15 protein-coding genes and 2 tRNA genes are annotated in these 18,885 nt (G+C 70.3%); 3 read left to right on the plus strand and 14 right to left on the minus strand.

Translation table 11 applies throughout. The features are described 5' to 3' along the window. Positions 1–4: 4 nt before the first annotated feature. The 8 genes from ACRWK8_RS05385 to ACRWK8_RS05420 all read right to left on the minus strand — a co-directional run bounded on the left by ACRWK8_RS05385 (position 5) and on the right by ACRWK8_RS05420 (position 10,127). Positions 5–430 (minus strand): roadblock/LC7 domain-containing protein, encoded by a 426-nt coding sequence (locus tag ACRWK8_RS05385; protein ID WP_017543700.1) that lies wholly within the window; start codon positions 428–430, stop codon positions 5–7. A gap of 94 nt (positions 431–524) precedes the next feature. Continuing rightward, on the minus strand, positions 525–3,017 hold the full coding sequence (locus ACRWK8_RS05390) for a sensor histidine kinase (protein WP_431868696.1): 2,493 nt from the start codon (positions 3,015–3,017) through the stop codon (positions 525–527). Between the two features lie 901 nt (positions 3,018–3,918). Then, positions 3,919–5,730: an ABC transporter substrate-binding protein gene (locus ACRWK8_RS05395; RefSeq protein ID WP_431868698.1), complete on the minus strand. Its 1,812-nt coding sequence runs from the start codon at positions 5,728–5,730 to the stop codon at positions 3,919–3,921. Next, positions 5,727–5,918 (minus strand): hypothetical protein, encoded by a 192-nt coding sequence (locus ACRWK8_RS05400; RefSeq protein WP_378737636.1) that lies wholly within the window; start codon positions 5,916–5,918, stop codon positions 5,727–5,729. The genes ACRWK8_RS05395 and ACRWK8_RS05400 overlap by 4 nt, the downstream gene beginning before the upstream one ends. A gap of 6 nt (positions 5,919–5,924) precedes the next feature. Beyond that, positions 5,925–7,076: an ABC transporter ATP-binding protein gene (locus ACRWK8_RS05405; RefSeq protein WP_431868700.1), complete on the minus strand. Its 1,152-nt coding sequence runs from the start codon at positions 7,074–7,076 to the stop codon at positions 5,925–5,927. Then, complete coding sequence (locus ACRWK8_RS05410) at positions 7,069–8,139, minus strand: ABC transporter ATP-binding protein (RefSeq protein WP_431868702.1); 1,071 nt, start codon at positions 8,137–8,139, stop codon at positions 7,069–7,071. Before ACRWK8_RS05410 ends, ACRWK8_RS05405 begins: the two co-directional genes overlap by 8 nt. Positions 8,140–8,144: 5 nt before the next feature. After that, positions 8,145–9,023: an ABC transporter permease gene (locus ACRWK8_RS05415; protein WP_378737435.1), complete on the minus strand. Its 879-nt coding sequence runs from the start codon at positions 9,021–9,023 to the stop codon at positions 8,145–8,147. Between the two features lie 12 nt (positions 9,024–9,035). Next, entirely contained in the window at positions 9,036–10,127 is a 1,092-nt protein-coding gene (locus tag ACRWK8_RS05420; protein ID WP_431868704.1) for an ABC transporter permease, read from the minus strand. Between the two features lie 371 nt (positions 10,128–10,498). Here ACRWK8_RS05420 and ACRWK8_RS05425 point away from each other — a divergent pair, with 371 nt between their 5' ends. Further along, positions 10,499–12,136, plus strand: a complete 1,638-nt coding sequence (locus tag ACRWK8_RS05425; RefSeq protein WP_378737439.1) for an alpha/beta fold hydrolase — start codon at positions 10,499–10,501, stop codon at positions 12,134–12,136. Between the two features lie 89 nt (positions 12,137–12,225). Here the strand turns inward: ACRWK8_RS05425 and ACRWK8_RS05430 are convergent, their stop codons facing one another. The 6 genes from ACRWK8_RS05430 to ACRWK8_RS05455 all read right to left on the minus strand — a co-directional run bounded on the left by ACRWK8_RS05430 (position 12,226) and on the right by ACRWK8_RS05455 (position 16,651). Further along, positions 12,226–12,708, minus strand: coding sequence for a septum formation family protein (locus ACRWK8_RS05430; protein ID WP_378737441.1), 483 nt, complete (start codon positions 12,706–12,708; stop codon positions 12,226–12,228). A 478-nt stretch (positions 12,709–13,186) separates the two neighbouring features. After that, positions 13,187–13,780, minus strand: a complete 594-nt coding sequence (locus tag ACRWK8_RS05435; protein WP_378737443.1) for a septum formation family protein — start codon at positions 13,778–13,780, stop codon at positions 13,187–13,189. A 207-nt stretch (positions 13,781–13,987) separates the two neighbouring features. Next, positions 13,988–14,061: transfer RNA gene (locus ACRWK8_RS05440), tRNA-Lys, on the minus strand. A 191-nt stretch (positions 14,062–14,252) separates the two neighbouring features. Next, a tRNA-Lys gene (locus ACRWK8_RS05445) sits at positions 14,253–14,326 on the minus strand. A 166-nt stretch (positions 14,327–14,492) separates the two neighbouring features. Beyond that, a complete protein-coding gene (locus tag ACRWK8_RS05450) occupies positions 14,493–14,678 on the minus strand; it encodes a hypothetical protein (protein WP_378737445.1) in 186 nt (61 codons plus the stop codon). A 206-nt stretch (positions 14,679–14,884) separates the two neighbouring features. Then, positions 14,885–16,651, minus strand: a complete 1,767-nt coding sequence (locus ACRWK8_RS05455; RefSeq protein ID WP_431868707.1) for an AfsR/SARP family transcriptional regulator — start codon at positions 16,649–16,651, stop codon at positions 14,885–14,887. A gap of 202 nt (positions 16,652–16,853) precedes the next feature. On the opposite strand from ACRWK8_RS05455, the gene ACRWK8_RS05460 reads away from it, so the two are divergent. Then, positions 16,854–17,834, plus strand: a complete 981-nt coding sequence (locus ACRWK8_RS05460) for a MurR/RpiR family transcriptional regulator (RefSeq protein ID WP_378737449.1) — start codon at positions 16,854–16,856, stop codon at positions 17,832–17,834. A 36-nt stretch (positions 17,835–17,870) separates the two neighbouring features. Further along, entirely contained in the window at positions 17,871–18,875 is a 1,005-nt protein-coding gene (locus tag ACRWK8_RS05465; protein WP_431868709.1) for an N-acetylmuramic acid 6-phosphate etherase, read from the plus strand. The last annotated feature ends 10 nt before the right edge of the window (positions 18,876–18,885 follow it).

Below are 18,885 nucleotides of genomic sequence, written 5' to 3' on the forward strand. Positions count from 1 at the left end.
GTCGTCAGTTCTGGATGACCTCGCGCAGCTGCGAGCGCAACTGCGGAGTGAGCACGTGGGCGACGTTGTCCACGAGCTTCGCCATCTGGAAACCGACGATCTTCAGCTCGGTACCGGGTGCGGTGAGCACCGCCATGCAGGAACCGTCGCTGATGGCCATGATGAACAGGTGGCCGTGGTTGAAGCGCACCAGGAGCTGTTCGCACTCCCCCCGCTGGAACAGGCTGGCACCGCCGACCGCGAGGCTGTGCAACCCGCTCGCGATGGCGGCCAGCTGCTCGGCGTGCACCTCGGGGAAGTCACTGGAGTGGGTCAGGACCAGGCCGTCCGAGGACACCACGACGGCGTGCTCGACACCGCGCACGTCCCGGACGAACCGGTCGATGAGCCACGAGAAGTTCTCAACGCTGTCGTTCGTGGATTCAGTCATGGTTGTGCTCTACCTGCCTCGGCCGAAGGTCGTGTTCGCTGGGGGTCTGGGGTGTGGGAACCCGGACGGGACTCCCGGGCCCCCGATGGGAGGGTCATTCCTTGTCGTCCTCAAGCTCCTCGCCGTCGAGCGCGGCGCGTTCCCCGTCGAGGAAGTCACCGAGCTCGTCACGGATCTGCTCCGCACGGGCCTCGCCGGTGAGTCGGGGCGGTGTGTCGCCCCGGCCCTTCGGCGGGGGCGGCGGGTTCTCGGACAGTGCGTCCGGGTGCGGCAGCATCCGCAGCGGCGAACCGTGCGGGGTGGCGCTGCGCCGGGGCAGACCCGCCGAGGTGACCGCGGAGTTCCCTCCGGGAGCGGGCTTCGGCGGGGTCGTGGGGCCGCTGGTGCCCTTGACCGCACGGTTCTCGGAAGGCTGCTGAGGGATCGGGCCGGTCGAGGTCACGGGCGCGCTCGTGCTGGGAATCGTGGCGGTGCGGGGCTGCCCGGGCGTCCGGGGGGTGGCCACGCGCAGGAGTTCCTGGGGAACGATGGTGTAGGCGCTGACCCCTCGGAAGGAGCGGGACTCCAGCCTGGTCTCCAGGTTGTGCTTCCGCGCGATCCGGCTGGCCACGTAGAGGCCCATGTGCTTGGGCACCTCGTCGTCCAGGACGGGCTCGCCGTCCAGACGGCTGTTGAGTTCCCGCAGCTGGGCCTCGGGGATGCCCACGCCCTCGTCCTCGACGACGATCATGAGGCGGCCGTCGTCCAGTTCGCGGGCGCTGATCACCACCTGCGAGTGCTCGGGCGAGTTCGCGGTGGCGTTGTCCAGCAGCTCGGCCAGGAGGTGGCTGATGTCGTCGGCGGCCAGACCGGTGATGGAGGCCTGCGGGATCTTGCCCAGGCTGACCCTGGGGTAGTCCTTGATCTCCGAGGTCGCGGCGCGGGCGACGTCGAGCAGCGGCACGATCTCGTCGTGGGCGTCGGACTCGCCCCCGTCGTGCCCGGTCAGCACCAGGAAGTTCTCGCCGTTGCGTCGCATACGGGTCGCGAAGTTGTCGATCTGGAAGAGCTTGTCGAGCAGGTCCGGGTCCTGGGCGCCGGTCTCCAGGGCCTCGACCATCTCCAGCAGGGCGTCGACCAGGGAGAGGTCGCGCATGGCCAGACCTGCCAGCGCCTCGTTGAGGAGGTCTCCCCGGAGCCCGTCCTCGGTCGGGGCGACGGCCCCGACCGCCTCGGCGGGCGTGTCCTCGACGCTCTCCGTGGCGGGTGCGTCGGCGACGGCCGTGCCGCCCTGCTCCCGCGCGGGGGCCTCGGGCTCGGCCGACTCCTTGGCCGGTTCGGTGGCGGTGTCCGCGTCCGTCCCGGTCTCGGAGCGGGTGAGCGCCCGGTCCTGGCCGATCTCCGGGGAGACGGACGGCTCGGCGCGCTCGGAGAAGAGCGTGGCGGCCGACTCGGCGGTGATCACCTGCGGCTGCTGACCAGCGGCGAGCACGATCACGTGCTGGACCGGCTGGCCGTAGGGGTTCATCTGCCCGTAGGGCGGGAACTGGCCCGGGTAGACCACCGGCTGGCCCGGAAGGACGTAGCCGGGAGGCTGGTAGGGCAGCGGGTAGGCGCTCTGGTACGGCATCGGCGGCGGGTAGGGCGCGTAGTGCGGCGCGGGCGGCTGCGCGGCGTATCCGGCGTACGGGGCGGGCGGGTGGCTCTGGGCCTCGTGCGGCGGCTGGTAGCCGGGCGGCACGGCCTCCGGACGGCCGTAGCCGTATCCCGGGTATCCCTGGCCCTGGGGGCTCTGCTCGGGGTGACCGGGGCGCTCCTGGTAGCCGCCGTGGTCGCGACGGTAACGGGGCTCCTGGTAACCGTAGGGCTCCGGGTACCCCTGGGAGGGCTGGTGGTTCCGTGCCCCCGGGTGCTGGGGGTGGCCGCCGTGCTCCGGGTGGCCCTGGTAACCGTACGGGGCCTGGGGGTCCTGCGCGCTCGGACGGTACTCCTGTCCCTGCTCCGACCCCTGGGGGTGGGCGGGGGCGGGGCGACGCTGCTCGTAAGGCGCGGGCGCGGGGTCGCCCAGAGGGGCCGTCCACTGAGCACGGGGCTCAGCGGGGTCGTCCGCGGGCCGGCGCGCCTCGGCGGGTGCCGTGAAGCGCTGGGCGCTGGCGGACTCGGGCGCCCCTGACGTGCTTCGGGGAGGTTCCGTCCTCGCGGTCTCATGGGCGGCGCGCGGACCCGGCGTGTGCCGTGGCGCGGCCGTGGCGTCCGGCGTGGCCGGTGCCGTGGGTGACACAGGGGCCTCGGGCCGCTCTGTGTGCTCTGAAGGTGTGGGGCTGTCGGTCATGGTGTCCGTGGTGGCGGGGATGTGTGGGCTGCGCGGTTCCGGCTCGTTGAGCCCGACTCCGCGCCACTGGCCGACCTGGTTGGCACCGGTGTCGACGTCGTCGATCTCCAGGCTCCGGGTCGTGTAGGGGTTGGGGACGCTCACCCGCGAGGTGGGACGGTAACCGTTCTCGGCGGACGCGGAGAAGGGTCCGGTGGGGGGCTCCGTCGCGGCTGTCTCCTCGCCGTCCGACGTTCGGTCGGGGTTCTGCGAGTGCGGATGCACGGGCTGATGCACGGGATTTCCTTGCTCGGTCTCCGGTGACGGGGGTTCCTGGGACTTGACCATCCGGGAGATGGCTCGGCGGAACCTTCCTTCGCGCCTGGCTCCACGCCCCTCCTCCGTCGACATCATCTTGGCCAGGGAGTGGTCATCGCGTTCCTGCGGTGACGCCTGTGCCACAATCTCGTCTCCTCGCATCAGGTGGGCGGATGGCGGTGGCCCCGCACCACCGCCCTGACCAGGGAGGAAATCGCTTCTCGGTCCTTTCGGCCCGTGAGACGACCAGACGTCCCGAACGCCGGGGGGACGCCTCGACGGTTCTCGCGGGAGAGGGATCGTGGTGTGCGGCCGGGGTCGGCGGAGGGCGCCGATCCGGGGGACAAGTGTCCCCGCTCCGCACAATTCCCGTACTTCCACCGGGAACCGTCGTTCGGTTCGTCAGACTAACAAAGGACGCCCAGCTTGACAGAAGAATCGAAGATCCGACGAAGGGGCACCGAGCCCGACCCTGGTGACGTGCGAGAACACTCGAAAATACGCCACTCGGACCAGAGCAGAAGACGTGCTTTTGTCATGAAATGTCTGATTCTTGCCGGGTGTCACCTCCTTGGGAGGATACTCCGTGTCGACCCCGGGAGGGACGTCCGGATATCGATCCCGACCCCCGCCACACCTACCGTGAACAGCGACGACACACCTTTCCAGAAGGGTTGATCGCCGACAGAACTGATGTGCCGTAATGCCTCGTCGAGCGGTACGGTCTTGGTCACACCAGGGACGGGCTCGCTCCGGCCACCGCGTCGGTCACCACACGGTGCGGTCCGGGCACACCGGCGGGGGCGGGGCCCACAGGCACCCGCCCCCGCCCGGGACCGGCCCGGTCACCCCCGGCTCACCACCGGGGGTCGTCCGTCGCTCAGCCCTCGACCGGCTCCAGCTCGCCCTTGATCAGCGCCAGGATGACGTGGTTGTCCTGGTACTGCTCGTTCTGCGAGGTGGGGGTGTCCGTCGGGAACTCCTTCACGCGGATGCCCTCGACCGCCGGGGCGAGGTACTTGTAGGTCCAGATCGGGATGCGCGGCAGGAGCTCGTTGAAGACGATCGCGAGTGTCTTCAGGGCCTCCTTCTGCTCCTCCTCGGTCTCGGCCCGCTGGGCGGTGTCCACCAGCTCCTCGATGTCCACGTCACCCTGCGAGGGGCTCTCGACCTGGAGTTCGAACCCCTGGCCCGGGGAGTCCTCGGTCCGGGCGTTCTCGGTCAGGAAGTTCATCTGGAAGGCACCCCAGTAGTCGGGCTGCTCCGGGTTGCCCCAGTGGCGCACGGCCACCTCGAAGTCACCGGCTCCCCAGATGCCCCACGGGTTGTCCTCGGGGACGTTGCGCGCCTCGGTCTTGATGCCGAAGGCGTTCCAGGCCTCCTCGACCTGTGAGGCGGTCAGCTCGAAGTCACCCCAGCCCGCGACACCGATGACCTCGAAGCTGGCCTCCTCGCCGTCCGGGAGGAGCCACCTGCCGCCCTCCTTGGTCCAGCCCGCGTCCTCCAGCAGCTCCGTGGCCTTGTCCAGGTCCTGGTCGAAGGTCTCGAAGTCCGCCAGCTCCTCCGACGTGAGGATCTCCTCGGCCTGGATGTCGGCCAGACCCGCGTAGTGGGTGACGCGGCTGTAGCCCTCGCCCCGGGCCACCTGGCCGATCTGGTCGCCGTCGAGGACGTAGGCCAGCGCCTTGCGCACGCGCACGTCCTGGACCTCGGGCTTGGCCTTGTGGTTGAACATGATGCCGCAGCCGTCGTAGCCCGCGTGCTCGACCCAGCGGAAGCCCTCGACGCTCTGGAAGGCCTGCTGGTCGGCGGCGGAGGGGGCCAGGCTGGAGTAGTCCACCTCGCCCTGCTGGACCAGCAGCGCCGACTGCCGGTTGTCACCCTTGTGGACGACGACCTCGTCGAACCTCACCTCGGTGCCCTGGTAGCCGTTCTCGTTGCGCACCAGCGTGATGCGCGCGTCCGACATCTGCGCCTCGTCGAACATGTACGGGCCGCTGCACACGATCTCGTCCGGGTTGAACTCGATGAACCCGGAGTTCCACTCGGCGTGCTCGTCGTCGCCCTGCCGGACGCCGTCGTTGACCATCTCGACCGCCCGCTCACCGAAGTCCGCGTAGGTCACCTTCGAGACGATCCGGTGCTTGACGATGCTGCGCTCGATGTTGGGGAAGGGGTTCTCGAACCCGAGGCGCACGCTAAGGTCGTCCAGCTTCTCCAGGTCCTGGACCTGGGGGAAGCCGAAGCCCCACGGCGGGGCCTCCAGGACGCGCATGGCGTAGCTGCGGATCATGTCGTCCGCGTTCAGGTCGGTGCCGTCACTCCACTTCAGCCCGGAGCGCAGGGTCATGACGAGGTCCTCGCCGTCCCACTCGTGGCCCTCCAGCAGGAGGTAGTCCCACTCGTGGTCGGCCCAGTTGTAGACGCCGCCCGGACAGAGGAACAGGTCCTTGTAGACCGAGTTGAGCAGCAGCGCGCCGTCCTCGCGGTGGACGTTGCGCGTCATGGAGTCGAGGTCGTAGTCGAAGACCCCGGTGAACTGAGTGGCGTCGGAGTTCCCGCCGCCGTCGGCGGAACAGGCGGACAGCAGACCCGCGCCGGCCACCCCGACCGTGCTGAAACCGACGGCCTTGAGGAGCCGCCTTCTGCTCAGATCGTTCAGGATCGCGTTGCGCGAGGGGGTGGAGGTCATTCTTGACGCTTCCTTTCCAGAAGGACGGCGAGCAGACCGAGGGAGAGAACGGCCAGGCCGACACCGACGGTGACGACGCTGATGACGAACTCGGCTGTGCCGGGGGATGTGATGACGACCATGAGGGTGCAGGCGAGGGTGAGGAACGCTCCGACGAACAGGCCGAAGCGTCCGATGAGCAACAGCAGCTCAGCTCACCCCCGGGTCACGACGTGGCAGGCCAGCAACCGGTCGTGGCTGCGGACCAGCGGCGGCCGTTCGGTGTCGCAGCTGCCCTCCGCGTAGAGGGGGCAGCGCGGGTGGAAGTCGCACCCCGGGGGCAGGTCGGTGAGGTCGGGGATGTCCGAGCTGCGCAGCCGGACCCGCTCCTTGGTCCGCGCCAGGTCCGGGTCCGGTTCGCAGACCGCGGAGATGAGCGCCTGCGTGTAGGGGTGCCGGGGGTCGTTCACCACCTGCGGGGTGGGACCGTGCTCCACGACCTTGCCCAGGTACATGACCGCGATCTCGCCCCGCCAGGCGAAGTACTTGGCCACGGCGAGGTCGTGGGTGATGAACAGGAAGCTCACGCCGAGGTCGTCGCGGAGCCTTCCGAGGGTGTTGAGGAGACTGACGCGGATCGACACGTCCAGCATCGACGTGGACTCGTCCGCGATGATCACCTCGGGTTCCATCGCCAGGGCCCGGGCCACGGCGACGCGCTGGCGCTGGCCGCCGGACATCTGGTGGGGGTACTTGTCCAGGTAGTCCTCGGCCGGGGTGAGCTCGACCCGCTCCAGCAGCTCGATGGTGACCCGGCGGGCCTCGTGGCGGTCCTTCACCAGCTTGTGGCGGCGCAATCCGGCGGACACCGTGGAGAAGACGGTGCGCACGGGGTTCAGGGAGGCGTAGGGGTCCTGGTGGATGTACTGGACGGAGCGCCGGAAGGCCGCCCGCTCCCCGCGGTCCATCGTGGCCACGTCCCTGCCCCGGAACAGGACCTCCCCGGCGGTGGGGCTGGACAGGGCGGCGGCCATGCGCGCCGTGGTGGTCTTGCCGCAGCCGGACTCCCCCACCAGGCAGAGCACCTGGCCGGGCCGGACGTCGAGGTCGACCCCCGCGACGGCCGGGACGTCGCCCCGGGCCGTCCGGAAGACCTGTTGGGCTCCCCTGAGGGTCAGCACGGGGGGCTGGGCGCGCCGCTCGTCGGCCTCGACGGCCTCCGCCGCGCTGGCGGCGTCGAGCACGCTGCCGGGTGCCGGGCCGGTGGACGCGGGGGCTCCGGCGTGGCCGACGGTGCTGGCGGCACGCGGCGCGGTGTCGTCGGGGCGCGGTTCTGCGTGGGCGGGGTTGACGGTCCGGTCAATCACGGGAGACCCCCTCGGCGTGGAGTTCGGCGTCGGTGGAGCGCAGGCAGGCCGCGGTGTGGCTCAGGCCCGCGTCGCGGTGCTGGAGGACGTCGAGCGTGGGACGCGTGGTGGTGCAGACGTCCAGGGCGTGGGCGCAGCGGGGCGCGAAGGAGCAGCCCGGGGGCAGGGCGTTGAGGCTGGGCGGCCCGCCGGGCAGGGACTCGGGGACGTGCAGGTCGCCCACCACCGGCGGGACGGCGTTGATCAGCGCCGAGGTGTAGGGGTGCCGGGAGCGGTAGAAGATGTCGCGGGTGGTCCCGGTCTCGATGAGCCGTCCGGCGTACATGGTGCCCACCCGGTCCGCGAGTTCGGCGGCCAGACCGAGGTCGTGGGTGATGAAGACCATCGAGAACCGCAGTTCCTCGCGCAGCTCCGCGAGGCGTTCCACGATGGACCGCTGGGTGAGGATGTCCAGCGCCGTGGTGGGCTCGTCGAGGATGATCAGCTGGGGCCTGAGCGCGAGGGCCAGGGCGATGAGGCTGCGCTGGCGCATGCCGCCGGAGAGCTCGTGCGGGTAGCTGCCGAGGACGCGGGCCGGGTCGAGCCGCACCATCTCCAGCAGTTCGGCGGAGCGTTCGAGGATCTCCTTGCGGGGGCGGCGCCGCCCGGCGCGTTCGTGGGCCCGGAAGGTGTCGAGGAAGTGCTCCTCGATCCGCAGCACCGGGTTGAAGGCGTTCATGGCGCCCTGGAAGACCATGGCCGCCTCGTTCCAGCGGAAGCGGCGCAGCTTCTCCTTCTCCAGGGTGCGCACGTCCACGCGGGTGCCGTCCTTGCGGCGGAAGAGGATCTCGCCCTTGGGGACGACGCCGCTGCGCGGGAGCAGCCGCAACAGGCCGAGGCCGAGGGTGGTCTTGCCACAGCCGGACTCACCGACCAGGGCCATGGACTGGCCGGGGTGGAGGTCGAAGGAGACGTCGTGGACGGCGGTGACCTGGGTCCTGCGACCGGTCCGGTAGCCGACGTCGACGCCGCGGACGGACAGCAGGGGGCCGGGGTCGTCCGGGGTGGTGGGAAGGTCGTTCACGGGGCTCACCTGTCCCGGAGTCGTGGGTTGAGGGCCTGTTCCAGGGATCGGGTCATGGTGACCAGACCGATCTGGAAGAGCATGATCATCACCATCGGGGCGACCAGGAAGGGCGCCGCCTGCGGGAGGAGGAAGGCGTTGTTGTCCCAGGCCTGCTGGATCATCAGGCCCCAGTTCTCGGCGGTGCTGGGGAGCAGGCCGAGCAGGTACATGCCGACGACCGCGTAGATCGCGTTGGTGATGGCGATGATGAAGTTGATGAAGATGTAGCCCGCCATGTTGGGCAGCACCTCGACGCAGAGGATGCGGGCAGTGCCGAGGTCCTGGAGGCGCGCGGCCTCGATGAACTCGCGCTCCTTCAGGGTGAGTACCTGCGCGCGGATGGACCTCATCAGGTAGGGCCAGGTGACCAGACCGATGATGAGGGAGACGACCAGCGGGGAGGAGGTGCGGTAGAAGGAGGCGATGACCAGCATCAGCACGATGAACGGGATGGTCATCGTGATGTCGGTCAGCTGGAGCAGGAAGTGGTCGACCCGGCCCCGGACGTACCCGGCGACCGCGCCGAGGGCGACGGCGATGGCGACGGTGATGACGGCGGCCATGAGGCCGACCAGGATCGGTTCGCGCCCGCCGAGGATCAGCTGCGTGAGGGTGTCCTTGCCCTCGTGGTTGGTGCCGAGCCAGTGCTCGGAGCTCATCGGACCCCAGATCCTGCTGACGTCCGTGGGGTTGTGGTGGTCGATCAGGAGCGGGCCCACGAAGGAGAACAGCAGGACGCTGAGGACCAGGCAGAGTCCGATGAAGCCGCTGGTGCTCCGGGTGAGGCCCTGCCAGATGGTGCCCCAGACGCCCGCGGACGCTGGTGCGGTGGTGACGGCCATGCGTGCGTCCCCCTACTTCCGGATGCGCGGGTCGAGCCTGCTGTACAGCAGGTCCGCGACGAGGTTGGCGATCACCACGCACGAGGTGATGATGATGAGCAGCCCCTGGAGGAGCGGGTAGTCGCGGTAGTTGACCGCGTCGAGGAGCAGACCGCCCACGCCCTTGTAGACGAGAACCTGTTCGACGAAGATCGCGCCGCCGACGAGGGTGCCGAAGGAGATCGCGATCTGGGCGACCAGCGGCAGGACGGCGTTGCGGCCGACGTAGGCGGTGGCGATGCGGCCGTCGCGCAGTCCCCGGGCCCGGGCCACGGTCACGTAGTCCTCGCCGAGCACCTCGGTGGTGGAGGCCTTCATGACGAGCATCCAGGTGCCGATGATGGCCAGGACGTAGGTGCCGATCGGCAGGGCGGCGTGGAAGAACGCGTCACCGACGAACCTGAGCGTGAACTCGGGTTGGACACCGGGGCTGAGCGTGCCGCGCAGTTCGATGGGGTTGAACCAGCCCAGGTACATGCCGCCGCCGACGACCAGCACCATCGCGATGAGGTAGTTCGGGATGGCGCCGAGGACCGAGGCCACGACGCTGAGCACGTGGTCGAGGACCTGGTTGCGGCGGTAGGCCATGATCATGCCCAGGGCGAGGCCGAGGGCGATCGCCACGAGGGTGCCGACCCCGATGCTGAAGAGCGTCCAGGGGAGGTAGGCGCCGATGGCGTCGGTGACGCTGAAGCCGGGGCGGTTGATGGTGCCGCCGAGGTCGAGCGTGAACAGCCCGGAGATGAACTCCCACCACTGCCGGAAGAGGGGCGCGTCCGGGTCGTAGGCCAGCGAGTGGATCGCGATGGCCCGCGCCTCGTTCATCGACATGCCGCCCTGGGTGAGGCGGCCCGCCATGACGTCGATGGGGTCGCCCGGCATGGCGCGGCCGAGGAAGAACGTCACGTTGGCCACCACGAAGACCACGACGAAGGCCTTGCGTAGCTTCACGAAGACGTAGTTGCGCCAGATCCGGTTCAGGAGGCGTTGGGTCGTCCGGGGGGCGGCGGGCCCGGGGTCACCCGTGTCCGGAGGTGGTGGGGAGGCCGCGATTTCGGTGGCCACGAGGCTCCTTCGAGCAGGGGGCACGGCGGTGGGGGGAAGGGGGGTGGGGGCAGGCACGTATTAATTAGGAAACTTTCCTAATAGAACAGCACGGTAACGCCACCGGTGTGGCTCACGCCACCCTCGTGACCAAACGGCGTCTTTTGTGCGACAGGATCGGCATCACAAAAAGAACAAAAGATGACATAGGGCTACAAATAGCCAACTCACCCATGGCCGCATCCGGCCACTCTTCCGAAGACGCCAGAAGACGCTACTTTTGATGGTTTTGCCGCCCCATGGGCGCTTCGTACTGTCACGGGACACCACTCACGCCTGCCGGAACGGGCCCGCTCCCCCACCCGGCGGCAGGACATCGGAGGGAACCCCCCGTGCCCCGAGCACGCAACACCATCCGCGCCGTCGCGGTGGCCACCGCCACCGGACTGGCCCTGTCCCTGGCGGCGACGCTCCCGGCCGCGGCCGACCCCGTCACCGCTCCCCTCTCCCCCGGCTCTCCGCCGGACTCCGCCCTGGCCGCCTTCCATGACCAGGAGATCCTCTGGGCCGAGTGCCCCGAGGCCGAACTCGCCGGTCTGGAGTGCACCGAGTTCGAGGTCCCGCTCGACTACGCGGACCCCGACGGTGCCAGGCTGACCGTCGCCGCCAGCCGCGCCGCCGCCACCGACCCCGAGGAGCGCCGCGGCATCCTCATGATCAACCCCGGAGGCCCCGGCGGCGCTGCCCGCCTCATGCCGCTGGTGCTGGCCGGAACGCCCGCGCACGGTGCCTACGACCTCATCGGCATGGACCCGCGCGGCACCGGGGCCTCCTCACCGCTCGACTGCGGTGTCGAGTTCCCGATGATCCGCTTCCGCGCCAGCGACGCGCAGATCGCGGCGGACACGCGCGAGAAGATCCGCTACTCCCGGGCCTGCGACGCCGCCGAGGGCGACCGGTTCCCGCACATGACCTCAGCCAACACCGCGCGCGACATGGACGTGTTCCGCGCGGCGACGGGCGAAGACACCGTCAACTACCTCGGCTACTCCTACGGCAGCTACCTGGGCCCGGTGTACGGCTCCCTGTTCCCGGAGCGGCTCGACCGCAGTGTCCTGGACTCGTCCGTGCACCCGGACGAGATCTGGCGGGACGTGTTCCTGGGCCAGGCCCCGGCCGGAACGGCCAACCTGGAGCGCTACACCGCCTGGCTCGCGGAGCGCGACGACGTGTACGGGTTCGGGACCGACCCCGAGGAGATCGTCGCCCTCTTCGACGAGACCTCGGCCCGGCTCGACGAGGAACCGCGTGACGACGTCCCCAACGTCGAGCTGCTCGACGGGGCCGCCTTCGACAGCCTGGTCTTCGGCGCCTCACGCGCCCAGGGCTACTGGGACGCCAACGCCTGGTTCCTCCAGCTGCTGGTCGAGGGTGAACCGGTCCCGGGCGAGGAGGTGGAGCAGCCCGAGCTCGACCCCGTCTTCGACACGAACATGGACCTGTTCTCCGCCGTGGTCTGCGAGGCCGAGTGGCCCGACCGGCTCGGCCTGTACCACCAGCAGTCGCGTGAGTACCGGGACGCGCACCCGTACAGCACGGGAGCCCTGTGGACCGCCCCGCAGGCGTGCACCTTCACCCGGAACGCGCCGACCGAGAAGGCGGTCGAGCTGGAGCGGGACGGCTACCCCGAGGCGCTGGTGATCGCCGCGGACCACGACGCCAACACGCACTACGCGGGCGGGCCGGCCATGGCCGAGCGACTGGAGAGCCCCCTGCTCACCGTCACGGACGAGGGCGGCCACGGGTTCTATCTCCTGCCCGATCCGTACACCGGCGAGCTGGGCTATCCCTGCGTGAACGACGTCGTGGACGCCTACCTGCTCGACGGCGCGGTTCCGGAGGACACCGAGTGCGGTGGCATCCCCCGCCCGGCCGAACCGGAGGTGTCGGCCCTCGACGAGGACCCGCCGGTCGTCCTGACCGACGTCGAGCGCCCGAAGGAGTGGCTGCTGCCGATCGCCCTGGGGTAGGAGGCCCCGCCGACCCGACCCACCGCGGCACGAAGGCCCGCGCCGTTCGCACGGCGCGGGCCTTTCCGTACGGAGGGGCCGGTGACGGGTCAGCGGCTGGCGCCCGCGAGGCTCTCGGTGACGGCCTCGTCGGAGATGACGTAGCAGACGATCTCGCGGTCGTCGATCAGTTCCCAGGTGTCGGAGGTCGGGCTGAGACCGCCGACGTAGATCTCCGAATCCGCGTAGTCGACACCGATGAAGTCCGCGAAGGCGGTACCGGTGCAGATGTCGTCCATGGAGGACTGCACGGACCCGTCGCCCGGGAAGTCACCGTCCGGCAGCTCCTCGACGTGGAAGACCTCGGCGTCGTGCGACTCGGAGCAGTCGACGAGGGGGATGTCCTCGACCTCTCCGCTGCCCATGGCCGTCTGCATCTCGCTCTCGGTGAAGCAGTCGCCGACCCCGATCTCCATCACGTTGCCCCCTCCCATGACGGAGTTGAGCACGCCACAGGCGGACAGGCTGACGACGGCACCGGCGGAGACGACCGCGAGGGCGGCTCCACGGACGGCGGGGGAGAGAGAAGACATGAGGGAACTCCGGGGATTCTTGCTTGTGGATTCTCGTCGGCACGGTGGTGGCGAGGATGAAAGAATTCACCAGGTGGCGCACGATGTCAATCTGGTTTTCCGGCGAACACGAAAGCGTGGCACTCGCATACTCCAGGTAACCGACCATGGGCAACGCGACACTCCTGACCTGGCATGTCACGGCCATCAGCACGCCACTGAGGGCCCTTTTCCCACCGGGTGAGACGGGACCGAGGGAGGCAGCGGAAACGAAAGGAACCGTCGGGTGACGACGATTCCCGGATTTCCCGCGATGGAAAGGAACAGGACCCGAACTGATCATCTCGCGGGGTGGTGACATTCGGGGAGGGCGTGGCGGAGCGCTCGCGCGGGGCGACCTCCGGTACCGCCCGGCGGACAAGGCCCGCGCCTTCGCGCGGCACGGGCCTCGTTCAGGTTCCGGGGCCGACGCGGTCAGGGCCGGGCGTCCGAGTGCCGCCTACAGGTGGGATTGGGCGAGGGTGCCGGTGGTCTGGGATCCGTCCATCTGACTGATCAGGCAGAGGTACTCGCGGTCACCCATCTCCCAGCCCTCCTCCATCGGGAAGAGGGTCTGGAAGACCAGGGCCGAATCCTCGTAGGCGGTGCCGACGAAGGTCTGGAAGGTGTCGAGGCACTGCTCGTCGACCATCTCGATGAGCTCCTCGCGGCCCGGGTAGTCGAGAGCGCTGTCCAGGAAGCCACCGTGGTAGACCTCCATGTCGTGGGGCTCGGAGCAGTCGATGACGGGCGCCGTACTGACGGAGTCGTCGATCTCGGCCGACATCTCGTTCAGGCAGTCGCCCACGGCGAGCTCGTTGACGTCCTGGTCCTCAGCCCCGACCGGCACGTCCAGATCGGTCTCGGTCTCCTCCGCGTACTCGGTCTCCTCGGCCGCCTCCGGGTCGTACTCCTCGACCGGCTCGTCGCTGCCCCCGGTGAGGGCGGGCGGCAGCAGCGGCAGACCGCACCCGGACAGGGACAGGGCGGCACCGGTGGCCACGGCCACGAGGGCCATTCGACCAAGCAGGGGGCGGTGCGCTTCGGACAACATGACGACTCCACGGGGTATCTGGTTGCTCACCGACTCGGGAGGGGTATCGGCGTACCTATCCAGACGCGCCCCGGAGCGAGAAGGTTTCGACCGATTCGTGAGCTCGCTCCTGCGGGTCAGTCCTGACCAGGGCGAACCGGGCCCCGGGCACACGGAAAAGGGCCCCGGCGGACGGAGACGAACTCCACCCACCAGGGCCCTTCGCTGTGCGTCATCAGGGACTCGAACCCCGGACCCGCTGATTAAGAGTCAGCTGCTCTAACCAACTGAGCTAATGACGCCGGTCTCCGCTTCGCGCCTTCCGGCTCTCTGCGGCAACGAGTTAACTCTACCCGAACTCCGGAGCGCCCGAGGCCGGAAACGGGCCGATGTGCCCCAGAACACGAAGGAGACCCCCACCCGGAGGCCCCGGGCACACGGAAAAGGGCCCTGGCCGACGGAGACGAACTCCACCCACCAGGGCCCTTCGCTGTGCGTCATCAGGGACTCGAACCCCGGACCCGCTGATTAAGAGTCAGCTGCTCTAACCAACTGAGCTAATGACGCCGGTCTCCGCTTCGCGCCTTCCGGCTCTCTGCGGCAACGAGTTAACTCTAGCAGGACCACGGGGTGGCCGCGAACCGGTTCGGATCCGACCACGCGTCGGCCCCGTCACATCGCCGCCCTGGCCCGGAAGGGGTGAACCCGCCGGGCACGGCTCGTACCGCTCCGACTAGAAGAAGGCCACGAACAGGGCGACGATGATGCCGACGGTCAGGGCGACACCGACGCCGGCGAGCACCAGCGGCAGGATCGGGCGGCGCGGAGCCTCCTCGGGCTCGGGGTTCTCGTCGACGAAACGGCGGAAGTGCTGCGTGGTTCCCGCCGGGTCCATGCTGGGATCGTTGTTCTGCGTCATGGCCTTGACACTAGCGACTCATCCGACCGCTGAGCACCCCTGGGGAAGGATTCGGTCGATCTCACAACCCTCTGTTGGTCTGACCAATACCCGGACTTTCCGGAAGTCCCAGGTCACCTCACGGCTCCGGCTCCCACCGGCCCGGCCACGCCGCACACGAGGACTTCGCCTGGATGAAAGCCGACCGTAAGACGGATCCCGGAGACTCAGGCCCGGGGTTCCGGACCCGGTCGGTACTTCCCTGCGACCGTGCCCGCCCCCAGGGGCCCGGCGCGCAGGACCGCGGCCATCCTGGCCGTGGGCGAGACGCCGTGCGCCGGGTCCTCACGCTCCACCAGACCCACCAGCTCCGAGGCGGGCCGCTCCGGGTGGGCGTCCAGCCAGGCCACCGCCATCCGCAGGGACAGCGGCAGGCAGCCCGCCAGCTCGGCCACGCGCCGCAGCGCCTCGGGCGGACAGCGGTCCGGGCCCAGCAGTGTGCGCAGCAGGGTGACCGCGTGCTCCTCCGACAGAGCGCCCACCGGCACGGCCCGCAGCCCGTCCCTGACCAACAGGTCGGTCAGCCAGGTGCGGCTGGCCACCACGGCGCAACTTCCCTGGCCGCCCGGCAGCAGGGGCCGCACCTGGTGCGCCGTGGCGGCGTTGTCCAGCACGATCAGCACCCGGCGTCCCGCCAACAGGGATCGGACCCGGGCCGCCACCTCGTCGGGTTCGGTCGGCGGACCGTCCGGGTCCCCCGCGTCCACGACCCCGGCGGAGAGCGAGCGGACCAGGCGCCGCAGCACCTCCCCCGGATGACGCGGGCCGCCGTCGGGGCCGCGCAGGTTCACGTACAGCTGACCGTCCGGGAAGTGCGCGGCCACCGAGTGCGCCCATCGCACGGCCAGGGCGCTGCTCCCCGCACCGGCCGGCCCCCGGACCAGGACGCTGCCCGGCACCGGAGAGCAGGGGTCCACGAGGCGGTCGAGCTCGGCCAGGGCCTCGGCGCGACCGACCAGCGCGCGGGGCGCGGACGGGAGCTCGGCGGGCACGAGGCCCCTGCCCGGCCGGGTCGTCGCGCGGCGCGCGGCGCAGGGACGGGTCTCGTTGTGGGTACGCGGGCGCGGCACGAGGGTGCTCGTGGGTGGAGTCGCCTTGGCCGGACCGGCCCCGATCCGGGAGTCGAGGTCGCCGCGCAGGACGCCGTGGAAGGTCTCCTGGAGTTCGCGTCCGGGATCGGCCCCCAGACGCTCCGCGAGCACCGTCCGGGTCCTGGCGTAGACGCGCAGTGCCTCGCTCTGGCGGCCCGAACGGTAGAGGGCGATCATCTGGGCCCGGATGAGGGGTTCGTGTTCGGGGTGGTCGGCGACGAGGGGGCCGATACGGGCGGCGACGCGCTGGTGCTCGCCCCGGGCCAGGGCCGCGTCGAACCCCCGCTCGGCCACGCGGAGGAGCTCCTCGTTCAGCCGCGCCACGTCCCGGGCGTGCAGTACGGGAGCGGTGACGTCGGCCAGTACGGGGCCTCGCCACAGGCTCAGGGCCCGGTACAGCAGGTCGGCGTGGTCGTCGGTCTCCCCCCGGGCCGCCGCGCGCTCGGCCCGTTCGGCCAGGGAACGGAAGAGCAGGAGGTCGGAGCGGTGAGCGTCGAGGTCGATCCGGTAGCCGCCGTCCGCGCCCTGGATGAGCGGCTCCCCCAGGTGCCGTTCGAGGAGGGCCCGCGCACGGGCCACGTGGACCTGGAGGGCGCCCCTGGCGGCCTGGCCCGGTGTGTCCCAGACGCGTTCGATGAGTTCGTCGGTGGAGACCGTCCGACCCGCGTTGAGCGTCAGGGTGGCCAGGAGCGCGCGGCGGCGGTCGCCGCGCAGGCTCAGCGGGACGCCGTCGACCTGGACCCCGAAGCGGCCGAGGAGGCCGACGTGGAGTCCCTGGGAGGCCGTCACGGCAGCGTCGACGGGCGCCGCGCCCCGAACCTCTGGCGGGTCGTACAGCGGCAAGGCTCCATCCCCCCTGTGAGGCGGACACGGGTGTGTTGGGTGGGAACGTGCCGCCTCGGCTCCAAGGGTGCCGCCTGAGCTGGGATATCGCAATCAGAACAGGGGCACTTGCCGCACGGGCCGTCCCTTGAAATCCTTGAATCTCCCGGTTTTTCCCTTCAGTGCGTTGACTCTGCACCACGACCGAAAGAAACTTTCCTCCATGGCGCAAATCCCGAAGCCGTCTGGCGGCCGTGGCGACGTCCCTCCACCGCCGGTCCCCACGACGGTCCTGCGGATCAGGTCGTTACTCCCCTCGCTGGCCCCGGCGGAACAGCGCGTGGCCCAGCGGGTCGTCGACGACCCCGAACGCGCCGCCGCCTCCTCGATCACCCAGCTCGCCAAGGACTGCGCGACCTCCGAGGCCACGGTCATCCGGTTCTGCCGCACGATCGACTTCAGCGGCTACCGCGAACTGCGCCTGGCGCTGGCCACCGAGGCCGGTCAGGCCCGGGGCGCGCGCGGTGACACGACCGAGCTGGCCAGCGACATCAACCCCGACGACACCCTCGTCACCGTCGTGCAGAAGATCGCCTACACCGACGCCCGCGCCGTCGAGGAGACTGGCGCCGCCATGGACGTGGAGGTGCTGCGCGCGGTCATCGACGCCATGTCGAACGCGCGACGCGTCGACGTCTACGGGGTGGGGGCGAGCGCCTTCGTCGGCGCCGACCTCCAGCAGAAGCTGCACCGGATCGGGCTGACCTCGTTCGCGTGGTCGGACGCGCACGTGATGCTGACCAGCGCCGCCCTCCTCGACGAGAGCGACGTCGCCATCGGCATCTCGCACAGCGGCACCACCATCGACACCGTGCAGGCGCTGACCGAGGCGGGCCGACGCGGCGCGCGCACGGTGGCGATCACCAACTTCCCCCGGTCCCCGATAGGTTTCGCCGACCACGTGCTGACCACGGCGGCGCGGGAGACCATGTTCCGCTCAGGTGCCACGGCCTCCCGGTTGGCCCAGCTGACCGTGGTCGACTGCCTGTTCGTCGGGTTGGCGCAGATCCGCTACACGGACAGCAGGACCGCTCTGGAGACCACCTACGAGGCGGTCCGTGGTCTCCGTCTGAGCGACGACCGCAGACGACGGCGGAACGAGGCGTCCGCCGCGAGGAACACCCCCGCCGGAAACGACGACTGACCCGCCCGCCGGGCGCGGCCGAGCGGAAGGACGAGGGTGCGGACCGAACAGGAGATCGCAGTGCACGGTGGCACGGAGCAGGACGGAAACGGATCAGACGGGCGAGCGGCCGACGGTGGGGCCGTGATCGTGCGGGCGCCCACGGAGGCCCGCAACTCGGGCACCTACGACATCGACCTCCTCCCCGCGCTGGACGTGCTGCGGCAGATCAACGCCGAGGACACCACGGTCGCGGCGGCGGTGGCCGCGGTGCTTCCGGAGCTGGCACGGGCGGTGGAGCTGGGTGTGGCGGCGCTGGAGAGCGGCGCGGGCATCCACTACTTCGGGGCGGGCACCTCCGGACGGATCGCGGCTCTGGACGCGGCCGAACTGCCGCCGACCTACGGCGTCCCCCCGGAGTGGGTGGTGGCCCACCACGCGGGCGGCGGTGAGGCCCTGGTCCGCGCGGTCGAGGGGATCGAGGACGACTGGGAGTCCGGCCGGATCGACGCCGCCGCCGTGCGTCCGGGGGCCCTGGTGGTCGGTCTGGCCGCCAGCGGCCGCACCCCGTACGTGGGCGGTGCCCTGGAGGCCGCCCGTGAGAGGTCGGCCGCCACGGTGCTGATCAGCGCGAACCCCGACGCCCCGCTGGCCTCCGGCGCCGACGTGCACGTGGGTGTGTCCACGGGGGCGGAGGTCATCGCCGGTTCCACCCGGATGAAGGCGGGCACGGCACAGAAGCTGCTGCTGAACGCCTTCTCGACCGCCGTGATGGTGCGGATCGGACGGACCTACTCGAACCTGATGGTGGGCGTGGACGCCACCAACGGCAAACTGCGCGGGCGCGTGGTGACCATCCTGGTGGAGGCCACGGGCCTCACCGAGGAGGTCTGCGCCGAGGCGCTCTCCGAGGCCGAGGGCGACACCCGGGTGGCCCTGGTGTCGCTGCTGGCCGAGGTGGACGCCGTCACGGCCGCGAGGTCCCTGGAGAAGGCCCGTGGCCGCGTGCGGACCGCGCTGGCCGACCTGGGCCTGCCCGGTCAGGAGACCCCCGGTTCCTAGGGCACCCCGA

The organism is Nocardiopsis eucommiae, from assembly GCF_965344335.1.
GTDB classification, from domain to species: domain Bacteria; phylum Actinomycetota; class Actinomycetes; order Streptosporangiales; family Streptosporangiaceae; genus Nocardiopsis; species Nocardiopsis eucommiae.